11 protein-coding genes are annotated in these 13,227 nt (G+C 34.4%); 9 read left to right on the top strand and 2 right to left on the bottom strand.

Translation table 11 applies throughout. The features are described 5' to 3' along the window. Positions 1-24: 24 nt before the first annotated feature. From RWR88_RS01160 to yidD, 6 genes are all read left to right on the top strand, one after another. Positions 25-621: a type IV toxin-antitoxin system AbiEi family antitoxin domain-containing protein gene (locus tag RWR88_RS01160; RefSeq protein WP_314450162.1), complete on the top strand. Its 597-nt coding sequence runs from the start codon at positions 25-27 to the stop codon at positions 619-621. After that, complete coding sequence (locus RWR88_RS01155; protein ID WP_314450161.1) at positions 614-1,456, top strand: nucleotidyl transferase AbiEii/AbiGii toxin family protein; 843 nt, start codon at positions 614-616, stop codon at positions 1,454-1,456. Before RWR88_RS01160 ends, RWR88_RS01155 begins: the two co-directional genes overlap by 8 nt. Positions 1,457-1,486: 30 nt before the next feature. Next, positions 1,487-1,663 carry a putative holin-like toxin gene (locus tag RWR88_RS08685; RefSeq protein ID WP_369011003.1) on the top strand — a complete coding sequence of 59 codons (177 nt, stop codon included), beginning with the start codon at positions 1,487-1,489 and terminating at the stop codon, positions 1,661-1,663. 345 nt (positions 1,664-2,008) lie between these two features. Beyond that, complete coding sequence (locus tag RWR88_RS01150) at positions 2,009-2,539, top strand: acyl-CoA thioesterase (protein WP_314450160.1); 531 nt, start codon at positions 2,009-2,011, stop codon at positions 2,537-2,539. A gap of 116 nt (positions 2,540-2,655) precedes the next feature. Beyond that, positions 2,656-3,267 carry a VTT domain-containing protein gene (locus tag RWR88_RS01145; protein ID WP_314450159.1) on the top strand — a complete coding sequence of 204 codons (612 nt, stop codon included), beginning with the start codon at positions 2,656-2,658 and terminating at the stop codon, positions 3,265-3,267. A gap of 10 nt (positions 3,268-3,277) precedes the next feature. Next, the gene (gene yidD / locus RWR88_RS01140; protein ID WP_314450158.1) at positions 3,278-3,577 is read left to right on the top strand and encodes a membrane protein insertion efficiency factor YidD; all 300 of its coding nucleotides are present in this window, start codon (positions 3,278-3,280) and stop codon (positions 3,575-3,577) included. A 24-nt stretch (positions 3,578-3,601) separates the two neighbouring features. On the opposite strand, the gene RWR88_RS01135 is transcribed toward yidD, so the two are convergent. Together RWR88_RS01135 and RWR88_RS01130 are read right to left on the bottom strand one after the other, a co-directional pair. Beyond that, a complete protein-coding gene (locus tag RWR88_RS01135; RefSeq protein WP_314349402.1) occupies positions 3,602-4,141 on the bottom strand; it encodes an ECF transporter S component in 540 nt (179 codons plus the stop codon). Then, on the bottom strand, positions 4,141-4,542 hold the full coding sequence (locus RWR88_RS01130) for a DUF4430 domain-containing protein (RefSeq protein WP_314405465.1): 402 nt from the start codon (positions 4,540-4,542) through the stop codon (positions 4,141-4,143). The genes RWR88_RS01135 and RWR88_RS01130 overlap by 1 nt, the downstream gene beginning before the upstream one ends. 178 nt (positions 4,543-4,720) lie before the next feature. Here RWR88_RS01130 and RWR88_RS01125 point away from each other — a divergent pair, with 178 nt between their 5' ends. The 3 genes from RWR88_RS01125 (at position 4,721) to RWR88_RS01115 (ending at position 13,223) form a co-directional block, all read left to right on the top strand. Then, positions 4,721-5,521 (top strand): formate/nitrite transporter family protein, encoded by an 801-nt coding sequence (locus tag RWR88_RS01125; protein ID WP_314450157.1) that lies wholly within the window; start codon positions 4,721-4,723, stop codon positions 5,519-5,521. A 146-nt stretch (positions 5,522-5,667) separates the two neighbouring features. Further along, the gene (locus RWR88_RS01120; RefSeq protein WP_314349405.1) at positions 5,668-7,284 is read left to right on the top strand and encodes a peptide ABC transporter substrate-binding protein; all 1,617 of its coding nucleotides are present in this window, start codon (positions 5,668-5,670) and stop codon (positions 7,282-7,284) included. A gap of 302 nt (positions 7,285-7,586) precedes the next feature. After that, positions 7,587-13,223, top strand: a complete 5,637-nt coding sequence (locus tag RWR88_RS01115; protein ID WP_314450154.1) for a putative Ig domain-containing protein — start codon at positions 7,587-7,589, stop codon at positions 13,221-13,223. The last annotated feature ends 4 nt before the right edge of the window (positions 13,224-13,227 follow it).

Below are 13,227 nucleotides of genomic sequence, written 5' to 3'. Positions count from 1 at the left end.
AAATGAAAAAAGGAGGTGTTCCTTATGATGAATATTTTGGATGAGTATTTTAAAGAAAACGGAGTGATTACAAATAAAGAAGCTGAAAAATTAGGGGTTAAGAGGCATAAGCTTGCTGAATTGGTTCGTAAAAAGAAACTTGAACGAGTAAAAAATGGAGTATATAAGAAAAAAGATGATTTAGAGGATGAATTTGCACGAATATCTTGTAATAATGAAAAAGTTGTATTTTCATTTCACACTGCTTTGTTTTTATTAGAGCTTAGTGATAGAACTCCAAATTCATTTCATATCAGCGTCCCTCAAGGTTATAATGTTGGGCATATAAAAAAATGGATCAATCATTTGGAAGTACATTATATTAAACAAGAGAAGTTTGATATTGGTATTATACGTGTCAAGACAGCATTTGGAAATGAAGTTAAATGCTATGATAGAGAAAGAACGATTTGTGATATTGTTTCAGAAAGAAAACGTATTGATAAACAAATATTTATAGATGCAATGATTCGATATTTTAGTTGTAAAGAAAGAAATATTAGAAATCTTATTAAATATAGCAGAATATTAGGTGTTGAAGAGGAAATCAGAAAATATATGGAGGTGTTAGTACATGATTAGTTCTGAGAGTTTAAAAGGGAAAGTAAAACATATCGCTAAAAGTAAACGATTAAGTTCACAGGAAGTTTTGCAAATGTTTTTCTTTGAAAGGTTTTTAGAAAGATTATCTAACTCTCAATATAAATGGAATTTTGTTATTAAGGGAGGATTGCTCATTTCATCAATGATTGGCATAGATAATAGGACGACTATGGATTTGGATACAACCGTAAAAGGATTTCCACTAAAGAAAGAAGTCATCAAAAATATTATGTTAGAAATCTTAAGTATAGAAGTTAATGATGGAATACAGTTTAAAGTTATGGATATTACTAACATTCGTGATGAAGATAAGTATGAAAACTTCAGGGTACATTTGATAGCAGTATTTGGGAAAATAAGAAATACAATGAAAATTGATATTACAACAGGGGACGTTATTACCCCAAAAGAAATAGAATATGTATATCCGTGTATGTTTAAAGAGGCAGGAATCAATGTTCTTGCATATCCTATTGAAACAATACTTGCAGAAAAATATGAGAGTATTATCAAGAGAAATATATCGACAACAAGAATGAGAGATTTTTATGATTTGTATACTTTATATGGCTTAAGAAAAGAGGAATTTGATAGTCACAGTCTTAAACAGGCTATTTTATCAACGGCGGAAAAAAGAGGTAGTATATCTTTGATGCAAGAGGCAGATGAAATCATAAAAGATATCGAAGAGGATTCTTATTTAGAGGAATTATGGGGATTTTATTTAAAAGATAATCCCTACATAACAGAACTGAAGTTTAAAGACACGATAGAGGTTGTTAAGATAATAGCTGAAATGGTAAGGGAAAATTAAAGATTTCGTTTTTTGTGTAGTGTGGAAAGTATGTTTTTAACAAAAAATCCCTCGCAATTATACGAAGGGCAAACATTACAACTGAACTATTTATATTTCGCATATTGGTCAGCGGTAGATGTAATATACATGATAACTTTTGCGACTTTACTAGTTGCGTTAGTGGCACTCATTGTCAAACTGATAGAAATTAAGACAAAAAAATAACACCGCTCATAACTTTGGAAGAGTTAGCGGTGTTATTAATACACTAATAACTGCCACCGTCTTTTCAACGGTCTACATTAGAGTCGAGTTGCTGCTCGGCTCTTTTTGTATCTTTATTATACCAAAAACAAAACGAATTGCAAACTTCGCAAATTCAAGTGATATTGTCTCATGTTAAACACAAGTAAAAATGTCTTAAATCCTGTTAGTATATCTTTATTCAAATTTTGTAGGATGGTAGGAAATAAAAAAGATACCATTTAGGGGAAATATCTCAAAGCCAGACCTTTTGAAAAAAAGAAAAGGAATGGTACAATAATGTTATCGAATATTAGAGGAGTTATTATGAATACAACTATTAAAACTTGCGCACAAACACGTGCGATTCAGTCTAGAAGAATTTTTCCATTTGATGTGAATATGCATCAAACATTATTTGGAGGGAATTTAACACGAATTATTGATGATTGTGCTTCGATTACGGTATCTCGTCATTGTCGTCGTTTAGCAGTGACTGCTTCTGTGGATGCGATGAACTATTTAAAACCATTACCATTAGGACATTCTGTTTGTGTGGAAACTTATATTTCTGGTGTTGGAAAGAAAAGTATGGAAGTTTTTTGTAAAGTAGTAGGGGAAGATGTTTTAACAGGTGAACGTTATTTGGCGGCAACTAGTTTTTGGACATTTGTAGCAATACCACGTGAAGGGGAAACAGATTTTGCAGTTCCAGCGATTGAACCGGAAACTGCAGAAGAAAAATTCATTTGTAGTGGTTATGAACAGAGACGTTTAGCTCGATTAGAACAATTGAAACGACAAGAAGAATTAATGAATCATGTTTCTATTCATAAACCTTGGATGGAATCATTGTGACAGTAATGTAAGGTTATCACTGTTTTTGTTAGAAAAAATCAAGGATTTTTCATATTTGATTTGTTAAAGTAGTCTTATCAAATGATTCTGGATTAAGAAGCTTACAGGAGGGGACTATGAATAAAACAAATGCTATTGCATTAAATCGAAAAATTATCCAAGTATTGACAGTAGGAGGGATTCTTTTAACGATTTATTTAGGATACATGATTGCCAAACATCATTATTTTGAAATTGGGGGTCCTTTCCATCAATTAGTTGGTAATTGGGGAATTTATGGAGTACTATTCTTTATTTTCATTCAAATAGTGCAGGTAGTTTATCCGATTATTCCGGGCGGACTAACTTGTGTCGTTGGGCATATTGTATTTGGCCCTTTATATGGGTTTATTTATAATTTTATTGGTATTATGATTGGTTCTATGATTAATTTTTGGCTAGCAAGACGATATGGAGAAACAGTCGTTCAAGCATTTGTTTCTCAAGCGACTTATGATAAATATATTAGCTATTTAAATGATGGAAAGAAATTCGAACGTTTCTTCTTTTGGGCATTAGTGTTGCCAGGATTTCCTGATGATTTCTTATGTATGGTAGCAGGATTAGGGAAGATGACGTTTAAAAAGTTTGTAGCGATTTGTTTAGTGGCAAAACCTGTCACACTATATGTTTATACATTGATTGCAGCAGAAGGAGTACAAGTTCTTTTTAAATGGATTCAAGGGTAGAGGTGTTTCAGTGAAAAAAATAATGATTGGATTGGTTCGAGGATATCAAAAATGGATTTCTCCATTATTTCCACCAACGTGTATTTATCGACCAACTTGTTCAACGTATATGATTCAAGCAATTGAAAAACATGGTGTTATCAAGGGTGTAATAATGGGGATTGGCAGAATTATGAGATGTCATCCATTTATTTTAGGAGGACAAGATCCAGTTCCAGATGAATTTACAGTAAGACGACATAAAGATTATCGAAAAAAGAAAAATTGCCATTGTTGTCAACCAATAGAAATCAAAAAAGAAGGAGATTGAACGGCATTCAATCTCCTTTTTATATTACTGAAATTTAGTTTGATACTTTTGAATAATACGTGGCAATAATGGCGATAAGAGTATCCAAAAGCCAATATTTCCCAAAGCATGTAGCGTATCAAATGGGAGTCCTTGGAAATAATATACCCAGAATTTAGGAATATGATAAAAATATACAGAAAAAATCGAAATGACAAATCCGTATAAATAGCCCGTCAAACCAGCCATGATTGTAAAAAAGGTTAATTTCAATAATGGCTGTTTCCAAGTTTGTCTCCATAAAGGTTTCAAACAAAAAAATACAAGAATGACAATTGCAAAACTAGCAATTTGATACAAGGTCCATGGTCCCATTCCTAAAAAGATATTAGATAGAATCATAGATAAACTTGCAGTCAAAATTCCTTCTACTAATCCCATTTCAAGGGTAATGATTAATAGAATCACCGTCACCGGTTGAACATTTGGAATCCAGGCAAATAGGAGTCTACCAATGTAGGCTAGTGTTGATAGTAATGCGATCAGTGTGATTTTTCTAATGGAAAAAATAGGCGTATTTTTCATTATTGTTTAAATGCTTCTAATTTCCAATCGATAACGTCACCTTGTTTTAAGTCAACTTGGTTAGCTCCGACTGGGCTCATTTCACCATTGACATCAAATAACCAATATTTTTGGTTTGCTGGTTCTTGTTCGATTCCGTTAATTGCAGATACGAAACCATCTTTTTCAACGATTTGCATTTGTTCTTTCATAACGGTTAATAATTTATCGCCATCTTTGAATGTTAAGGTAAATGGGCTTCCTGAAATTGGTTCGCCATCTTTTTTAACATTTACTGTAATCGTTTGTTCTACTTTTGCTGTAGTTGTTGTTTCTTGCGTTGATTGTTTAGCAGGTGTTGCTGGTTGAGCGCATGCTCCTAAAGATAGTGTTAATAAGGCTAAAGCTAATAATTTTTTCATAAAATCCTCCTAGAGTGTTATTTTAAACCTATATCATCATAGCGAAAGCAAGTTAGAATGTAAAGATATTCTATCAAAAAAATCTTAATTTCTATCTTCTCACCTTGTGAAAATAGAGGTATACTGACAAAGTATTATTCCTAAAAGGAAGAGTAATTAAAAGGAGGAAATGACCTATATGGCACAAGGTTATGAATTTTCAGAAAAAGTAGCGAAAGCTTGTCAAAAGAAAGAAGCGTTGTTTGACGAAAGTAAAGCACGCTATGCATTACGTTCAATGTTTGCAGGAGCTTTTCTAACAATGAGTACAGCAGCAGGGGCGGCAGCAGCACAAGTGATTGCAGGATTAAATCCAGCGCTAAGTAAATTTTTCTTTGCATTTATTTTTACTTGGGGATTAGTTTATATCTTATTCTTAAATTCTGAATTAGCAACATCTAATATGATGTATTTAACAGCAGGAGTTTATCAAAAAAATATTCGCCTATCAAAAGCTGTAACAATTTTATTATACTGCGGAATCTTCAACTTGATTGGAGCGATGATTATTGGGGCAGCATTTGCGCATAGTGCAGCTTTCAATGCAATGGATGTACAACACTTTATCGTTCATCTTGTCCAAGGAAAAGCAACTCGTGGAAATGGACAAGTTCTGCTAGAAGCTATCTTAGCGAATATCTTTGTTAACGTTGCAATCTTAGCATTCTTATTAATTAAAGATGAAACAGCTAAAATGTGGATTATTATTTCAGCAATTTTCATGTTTGTATTTTTAGGAGAAGAACACGTGGTAGCAAACTTTGCTTCATTCTCAATTGTTAAATTCTCAGCAGTTTCTTCATCTCTAGAATTTATGAACTGGTTCAACTTAATTCGTCACTGGGTAGTAGCTTTCATTGGTAATACTATCGGTGGTGGTGTTATTGTCGGATTAGCATACGCATTCTTAAATAAAACAAAAAGCGTTTATCATGAATAATAAAATCAAGGGTTGCCTTTAGGGGCAGCCTTTTTTATTTTCAGAAAATTTTCAAAATCGTGAGCAGAATAATTGGGAAATCGTGTAAAATCTGTTACGATAGCTCTATCGTAATAACGATAAATGAAATGAAAAGGAGAATTGTTATGAAAAAAACAACCAAAATGTTAGCGACCAGTTTATTAGTGGCGGTAGGTTTGGCTGCGTGTGGCAGCAATTCATCAAGTTCTACGAATGCTGCAAATCGCTTAACAATGACGACCTTTGGCGAATTAACAACATTAGATAGTGCAGATTATGATGATGTTCCTAGTTCAGATATGATGGGACAAATTTTTGAAGGTTTATATCGTGTAGCTGCGAATAATAAAGTTGAATTAGGAATGGCTGCGCAAGAACCGAAAGTGAGTGAAGATGGTTTAGTCTATACGTTCACATTACGTGATGCAAAATGGTCAGATGGATCAGCTGTAAAAGCACAAGATTTTGTATTTACTTATCGTAAATTAGTCAATCCTCAAGAAGGACATGTAGCGCAATCAGCGGATGTATTTAAAAATGCGAAAAAAATTCGTAGTGGAGAATTACCAGTGGAAGAATTAGGAGTGAAAGCTCTTGATGACAAAACATTAGAAATTACACTTGAAAATCCAGCTCCATATTTACCAAAATTATTAACGGGATCACGTTTCTTACCACAATCTGAAGCAGTGGCTCAAAAATTAGGGGACCAATATGGTTCAAATGTTTCGAATGTAGTCGTAAATGGACCATTTAAATTAGAAGGATGGACAGGTTCAGAGTTAACTTGGAAATTAGTGAAAAATGCTGATTATTGGGATGCAAGTAATGTTGCTTTAAACGAAGTAACAGTGAATGTATCGAAAGAAGTAGCAACTTCTGTTCAATTATTTGATTCAAAACAAGTTCAATATACAACGATTAGTGACCAATTTGTGGATCAATATAAATCTCAACCAACATTCCATGCGCAACCAAAAGCAACAATGGGATATATGAATTTTAATACATTGAAACCAACAACAGCAAATCAACACTTCCGTCGTGCCATTGCGATGGCTTATGACAAACAAGCATTAACAAATAATGTCTTAAAAGATGGTTCAATCCCTTCAACAGGATTAATTCCAAAAAGTTTTGCAACAAATGAAGCCACTGGAAAAGATTTTGTAGATGAATCAGGCGATTTCTTGAAATTTGATGTACAAGAAGCTCAAAAAGAATGGGAATTAGCGAAAAAAGAATTAGGTGTTAGTGAAGTAACGGTTACTTTATTAACTTCTGATACAGGAACTTCAAAACTTGTAGGGGAATATTTACAAGCGCAAATTCAAAAGAACTTACCAGGTGTAACATTTAAATTACAACCTGTTCCATTGAAAAACCGTTTAGAATTACAACGTGCAAGCGACTATGATATTTTTTACGGAACTTGGGCTCCAGATTATCAAGATCCATTGAACTTCTTAGAGCAATATATTACAGGTGGCGGTATTAACTTTGGGAAATACTCTAATCCTGAATATGATAAAGCAGTAGATGCTGTGAAATCTACTTATGCGACTCAACCAGAAAATCGTTGGAATCAAATGCTAGCTGCAGAAAAAATTATTATGAATGATGCAGTAGTAGCTCCAATTTACCAAGCTTCTCAAAGTTATTTATTAGCTGAAAATGTAAAAGGACTTGAAGTATTACCATTTGGACGTACGGTGAACTTACGTCAAGCAAGTGTGCAGTAATAAAATTGAATTAATTTAATCAAACAACCAGGAAACTTTCTTGTAAAGATTTCTGGTTGTTTTTTGTTAAGAAGATTAAAATGAGGAAAATGTTCTTACGTATTCTTGTAAAAGAAATAAAATATAGAATATAATCCCTAATATTTCAGATTTATATAAAAAGTTAGCTTTGTCATATAAATTTAATGGAATAATAATTTAGACACTCTTGAAAAAAATGTTTTTTAATGTGAAAATAGGAACAATTAGCGAAAAAATGTAATATGTATTTAAAAAGGGATTGAGTAGAAAAGGAGATAAGTATGAGACCAGAAAAAAGACAAAAATTTGCGATTCGAAAATTTAGTGTGGGTGTTGCTTCCGTTGTGGTGGGGCAGTTCTTTATAGGGCCAATGCAAACACCTGTAAGAGCGAATGAAGTAACAGAAGCAACCGTAGCAAATGTAGTAGAAACACCTAAGCAACAAGTTGGGGACACAACTGCACAAGTAGCCCTTCAACCGAAAGAAGTAGTAGTTTCACCAAAAAATGTGGAACAGCCAACTAATTATGAAGTAAAATCAACAGTGAATGTTGAAACTACTGCTAGTAAACCTTCAACGGTAACTCCAGAAGTTCATGAAAAAACTGAGTTGGATGTTACAACGTTAAAAGAAATTACAAAAACAGAACAAGAAAAGCCAGCGATAAGTACGAATGAAAAGACAGAAGAACCTGCAAAAGAACCAAAAATAGAAAAAGAAACAAAAGAAGAAACTGAAAAAACAGAGAAAAAAGAAGTTGAGGATAAAGAACTGGAAGAGTTAAAGGTTCGTTATTCGAATACAATGATTGAAATCAAAGCTGTTGGTACAGAAGCAGAAAAATTATTAAAAAAAGTTGATCCAAACAAATTATCGAAAGCAAGTTTGCAAGCGACTTATCAATTAGCAAAACAAGAAGAAACTGCAGCTCAAATATTATTAGCGAAAGAAAAACTCACGAAAGCTGAATTACAGTTAGCGCTCGAACGATTAACTGCTGTTGTAGAACGTCTGTACTCTGAATTGAAAGCCAATGGACATTCTGGGGATGTTCGGTTTATGTTGGATATGGAAAGAGATTCAAGAGAAGAAAATACTCCCTATATTACTGTAGAAAATGAAAGTAATTATACCACTGTCACTAAAGACGGACGTGAAATTACATTAAGCTATAAAACTGGAACTAGCCGTATAGATCCTAAAAAAGGAGTTGAATTAACTCAAGGAGCTAAGGATTTAGGATTAACTTATGATTCTACTAATCAAAGGATTTCAGGAAAAATAACTTTAGACAAGACTGTTAAGGCAGGGACTTATGATATTGGTTTAGTTTCTAAAGACGGTCAATATAAAAAAAGTGTATCTCTAACAATTAGGAATCCTGGTACTTTTGTAATTAATACAGCAACAGGAGGTAATCAATATTTAAATCCTAGTGCAGCAGATGGTTCAGACAATGAGTTGACTATCCCTACAACAACTTTTGGGTACATTGTAGGTTTTGACAGTGAGAATCTCGAACGCTATGACCCGAATAGTCTATACAGTTCGTATTCTAAAGGGAGAAACTATCTTGATTCAACGAAACGTATAGTAAGAACAATTAGAGATGTTAAAAAAGATACTTTTCATTATTATACAGAGTTTGGATTACAATTTACGGATACTTCCGTTTCTATCGATAAGGCTAGAATTGATAAATTTGAGCGATTAGATACTAATGCAGATGTAGAATATGAATTAGTTGACCTTTCTAAAATCGAACCTGGCAATCACTGGAATAATAGTTTTTATTATGATTTCAATCTTCCATATAGAGTACGTTTTACAAAACTTCCTAAACAGCAATCAAACTTTACAATTAAGTTTAAAACGACCGATAGTTTTGGTACTGAAAAAATTTTTACAGTTCCTGTGAAAACTGAAGAACGGGCTGTTGCTTATGGATCTGATGATTCTTATCGTAGATTAAATTATTACTTAACTCACGCAGATGTGTTATTTGATGCAGATAAACGATATCAAGTAAAAAATCCAATACCTGTTGCAGTAGACAAAACTTCTGAAGCTCAAAAGTTGGGAGAATTATTATTAAATAAAGAAAATGCAGAGTTAATTGATATAACAGCTCCAGAGGGTATTACAATTACAAGAAGAACAGATGACCCTACTAAATACACGATTACAAAAGAAAACGGAAAAATTTTAGATATTGGTGTTCATAAGATTAAAGCGAAAGCTAAGGATGGGCATTACGGAGAAGACGCTCCAATACGAGAATTTACTTTCGAAGTAATAGACGGATTAAATACTATTGGTCATCAAACATGGACTGAAGGCCAAGCAATTCCAAATATTCCTGTTTCAATGACAAATGGTAGTAAAATTACGAGCTTATCTGTTGAATCTGGTGGAGATTACATTCACTTAACTTCAAATGAAGATCATACTGGTGTAACAGGATATGCGTTGAAGAAAACAGATGGAATTCAGACGGCGTATGTTACGGCTACTTATACGAATAATGAAGGTCAAAGCCGTCAAATTAAGACGAAGTTTACTTATGAGGTAACGTCGTCTCCTGTCATGGACTTGTCTTTAGAGATTTCTAATGATAAACAAACGGTATCAGAAGGAACTAGATTCAAAGATATGGCTGTGACAGCTACAGAAGGAGCTAAAATTACAGTAGGAACATTGCCAGCAGGTGTTTCTTACGATGCTGAACATAAGATTTTGTCAGGTGTTGGACAATACGAAGGGCATCACATTATTCCGGTAACAGTTACTAAAAATGGAGCTTCTATTACTAAGCTTGTTGAACTAACAGTTACACCAGGTAACTTTAGTGTTCCGACGGTTAATTATACTTTTACGGCAGGAGAAACAATCCCAGAGATTACTCTTAATATCCCTTCCAATGCAACCGTAAGTTCAGTTGGAGGTGATTTACCAAGAGGATTAAGCTGGTCTGCAGATAGGAAAACAGTTACAGGTACCCCGACTCAAGTAGGGACTTTCCAAGTGTATGGCTATGTTAATAGAACTACTGCAGATGGTACAAATCAATCGACATATGCATATATCAATATCACAGTAAACAGTGTGCCACTAAATTTTTCTATTCCTGATAATACAAAAACAGTAAAAGCTTTAGATGAACTTCCTCCGATTAATCTACAAGCTGATGGAGCAGTGCTATCGATAACTTCAGGTTCATTACCTCCAGGTGTAAACTTTGATGCTGCGACAAAAACTGTTTCGGGCACTCCTACAAAAGTCGGAACTTATACAGCTACATTTACAGCGACTAGTCCAACAATTAGTGGGAATTCAACAGCAAGTGCAACATTAACGATTAATGTAACACCACGTGATTTAAGTGTTGACGTTAAGAATAAGGAACAAGAAAAAAATGTTCTAAGTGCAATTGACGAAGTAGTGTTAAATCCTTCTGATAATAAAGCAAGATTAGAGGTGGATACAAGTCAATTACCACCAGGAGTTACTTATGATGCTGCAAGTAGAACGATCTCTGGAAAACCGTCTAAAGTGGGAGAATATTTAATTTCATATAAAGCTACTTTCCCAGAAATGGCAGAGTCTCCAGTTGCAGGTGGGCATATAAAAATTAATGTTCGTCCACTTCCAGTAAGTATTAATGTTACAGAAAAAGAGCAAACTGTCCGCGCAGGAACAGCTATTAAAAATATGGTTGTTACTCATAGTGAACATTCAAACTTAGGAGCTCGTTACTTAAGTGTGGATTTACCAGAAGGAGATATTGATTCTTATCTGGAATCAATAGCAGGGTTAAATTATAATGCTTCGACGCATACAATTACAGGAACTCCAACAAAACCAGGAGTATACAGAATTCGTCTAAAAGCTTCTATCGACTCACCAAACTTAGGAAAAGGTAGCGCAGAAGAGATTATTACTTTAACAGTTGTAGATGACCCAGTGTCATTAGATATCAAAAATGATCGTCAAATGATTGCACTAGGAAAAACAAGTCTTCGACCAATTACGTTTACAGTACCAGCGGATGCAACATTAACGTTTGATGAAACAAAACTTCCAGCGGGTGTAACGTATGATAAAGCAAGTAAAACTATTTCAGGAACACCGACAGCAGTTGGAGCATTTGACATTCCAGTAACTGTAACAAGTGCAGGAGGTAAGTCTATTACAAAAGACATTACAATTGATGTTGTAGACTTAACGCCGCCAACGCCGACAGTTACAGTGAAGGAAAACAATGACGGAACTCATACGATTACAATTTCACAACCGAATGGTCAACCTGTTGAAACAATTATCAAAAATGGTAAAGATGGAGAAACTCCAAAAGTCAAAGTAGATCGCGATGAAACTAAGAAAGAAACTACGTTAACCTTCTATAGTGATAAGAATGCGAATAATCAGTTTGATGAAGATACAGATACGGTTTTAGGAACATCTGTGATTAAAGATGGCGTAGCTGGAGCTAAAGGTGAAAAAGGTGACGCCGGAGTAGCCGGACGTGACGGAAAAGATGTCTTAAACGGTAAAGTCAATCCAGAAGCAAGCCTAGGTAAAGATGGAGACACATTCATTAATACAACAACAGGCGATGTACTTGTTAAGAAAGATGGAGAGTGGAAACCAGTAGGAAACATGAAGGGCGTAAAAGGCGACAAAGGTGAACAAGGACTTCAAGGTCGTGATGGAAAAGATGGATTCACGCCTGCAGTTAGTGTGATAACAAATCCAGATGGAAGTCATACAATCTCAATTACTCAACCAGATGGTAAAGAACCAATTACAACAACGGTTAAAAATGGAGAAAATGGAAAAGATGGACGTTCTCCAAGAGTTGAATTGAAACCTATTTATCCTGCACAACCTCGAAGTGCAAGAAGAGCTAGAAGTGTGGATGAAGACCGTGCAACTACTCAACCAACAGCTAAGCCAATTGGAGTTCATATCACTGTTTACTATGATAATGACAATAGCTTAACCTATACAGCTGGAGATACTTTGATTAGTGAGGAAGATATCTATAATGGAGTAGATGGCCGTGATGGACGTGACGGCCGTGATGGTATTGATGGTAAATCAGCGATAATTGAAACAAGAGAAAACTCTGATGGAAGTCATACATTCATTATTACTAATGCAGATGGAACAAAACGTGAGATTGTAGTGAAAAATGGACAAGACGGTAAATCGCCTACAATTGAAACAAAAGAAAATGAAGATGGAAGTCATACAATTGTCATTACCAATCCAGATGGAACAAAACGAGAAATTGTAGTGAAAGATGGACAAGACGGTAAATCACCTAGAATTGAAACAAAAGAAAACTCTGATGGAAGTTATACAATTGTTATTACAAATTCAGATGGAACATGTAATTGTAATGTGAATCCAACTCCTGTACAACCAGGAACGCCTGGAACAACACCTTCAGAACAACCAAAACCAGAATCAGGAAGCATTACATCACCATCAGATAAACCGGTTAAACCAGAATTAAAACCTGATCCGAAGCCAGAAACAAATAAACCAAACACTCCAAATACAGGAGGTAATTCTGAAACACCAGGAGGAAATACTCCAGAACGTCAAACACCACCAATGAATGGGAATGTTCCACCAGTTTATAAAGAGCCAACTGTGGAAAGAGATCCTCAACCAAATGAAACGAACTCGACACCACTAGCAAATACTTCAACTGGAACACCGATTGAAGAGGTAAACGAAGAAACACCAATCGTAACAGTTACAACAACAGGAGTGAACATTTCAAATGGAAGATTACCTGAAACAGGTACAAAATATGATACAATTTATATTGTATTAGGTAGTGGAATTTTGTTATCTCTATATATGGGGAAACGAAAAGAAGAATCTTCAAATGAAATGGAATAACTAC

Source organism: uncultured Granulicatella sp., from assembly GCF_963528195.1.
Lineage (GTDB): Bacteria > Bacillota > Bacilli > Lactobacillales > Aerococcaceae > Granulicatella.
This window is presented reverse-complemented; position numbering and strand designations above follow the sequence as displayed.

Bases quoted from the DNA above. Each gene is read 5' to 3' on its own strand.
- RWR88_RS01120 (WP_314349405.1), top strand. From the start codon at position 5,668: ATGAAAAAAACAACCAAAATGTTAGCGACCAGTTTATTAGTGGCGGTA.
- RWR88_RS01145 (WP_314450159.1), top strand. From the start codon at position 2,656: ATGAATAAAACAAATGCTATTGCATTAAATCGAAAAATTATCCAAGTA.
- RWR88_RS01115 (WP_314450154.1), top strand. From the start codon at position 7,587: ATGAGACCAGAAAAAAGACAAAAATTTGCGATTCGAAAATTTAGTGTG.
- RWR88_RS01130 (WP_314405465.1), bottom strand. From the start codon at position 4,542: ATGAAAAAATTATTAGCTTTAGCCTTATTAACACTATCTTTAGGAGCA.
- RWR88_RS01135 (WP_314349402.1), bottom strand. From the start codon at position 4,141: ATGAAAAATACGCCTATTTTTTCCATTAGAAAAATCACACTGATCGCA.
- RWR88_RS01150 (WP_314450160.1), top strand. From the start codon at position 2,009: ATGAATACAACTATTAAAACTTGCGCACAAACACGTGCGATTCAGTCT.
- RWR88_RS01125 (WP_314450157.1), top strand. From the start codon at position 4,721: ATGGCACAAGGTTATGAATTTTCAGAAAAAGTAGCGAAAGCTTGTCAA.
- RWR88_RS01160 (WP_314450162.1), top strand. From the start codon at position 25: ATGATGAATATTTTGGATGAGTATTTTAAAGAAAACGGAGTGATTACA.
- RWR88_RS08685 (WP_369011003.1), top strand. From the start codon at position 1,487: ATGTTTTTAACAAAAAATCCCTCGCAATTATACGAAGGGCAAACATTA.
- RWR88_RS01155 (WP_314450161.1), top strand. From the start codon at position 614: ATGATTAGTTCTGAGAGTTTAAAAGGGAAAGTAAAACATATCGCTAAA.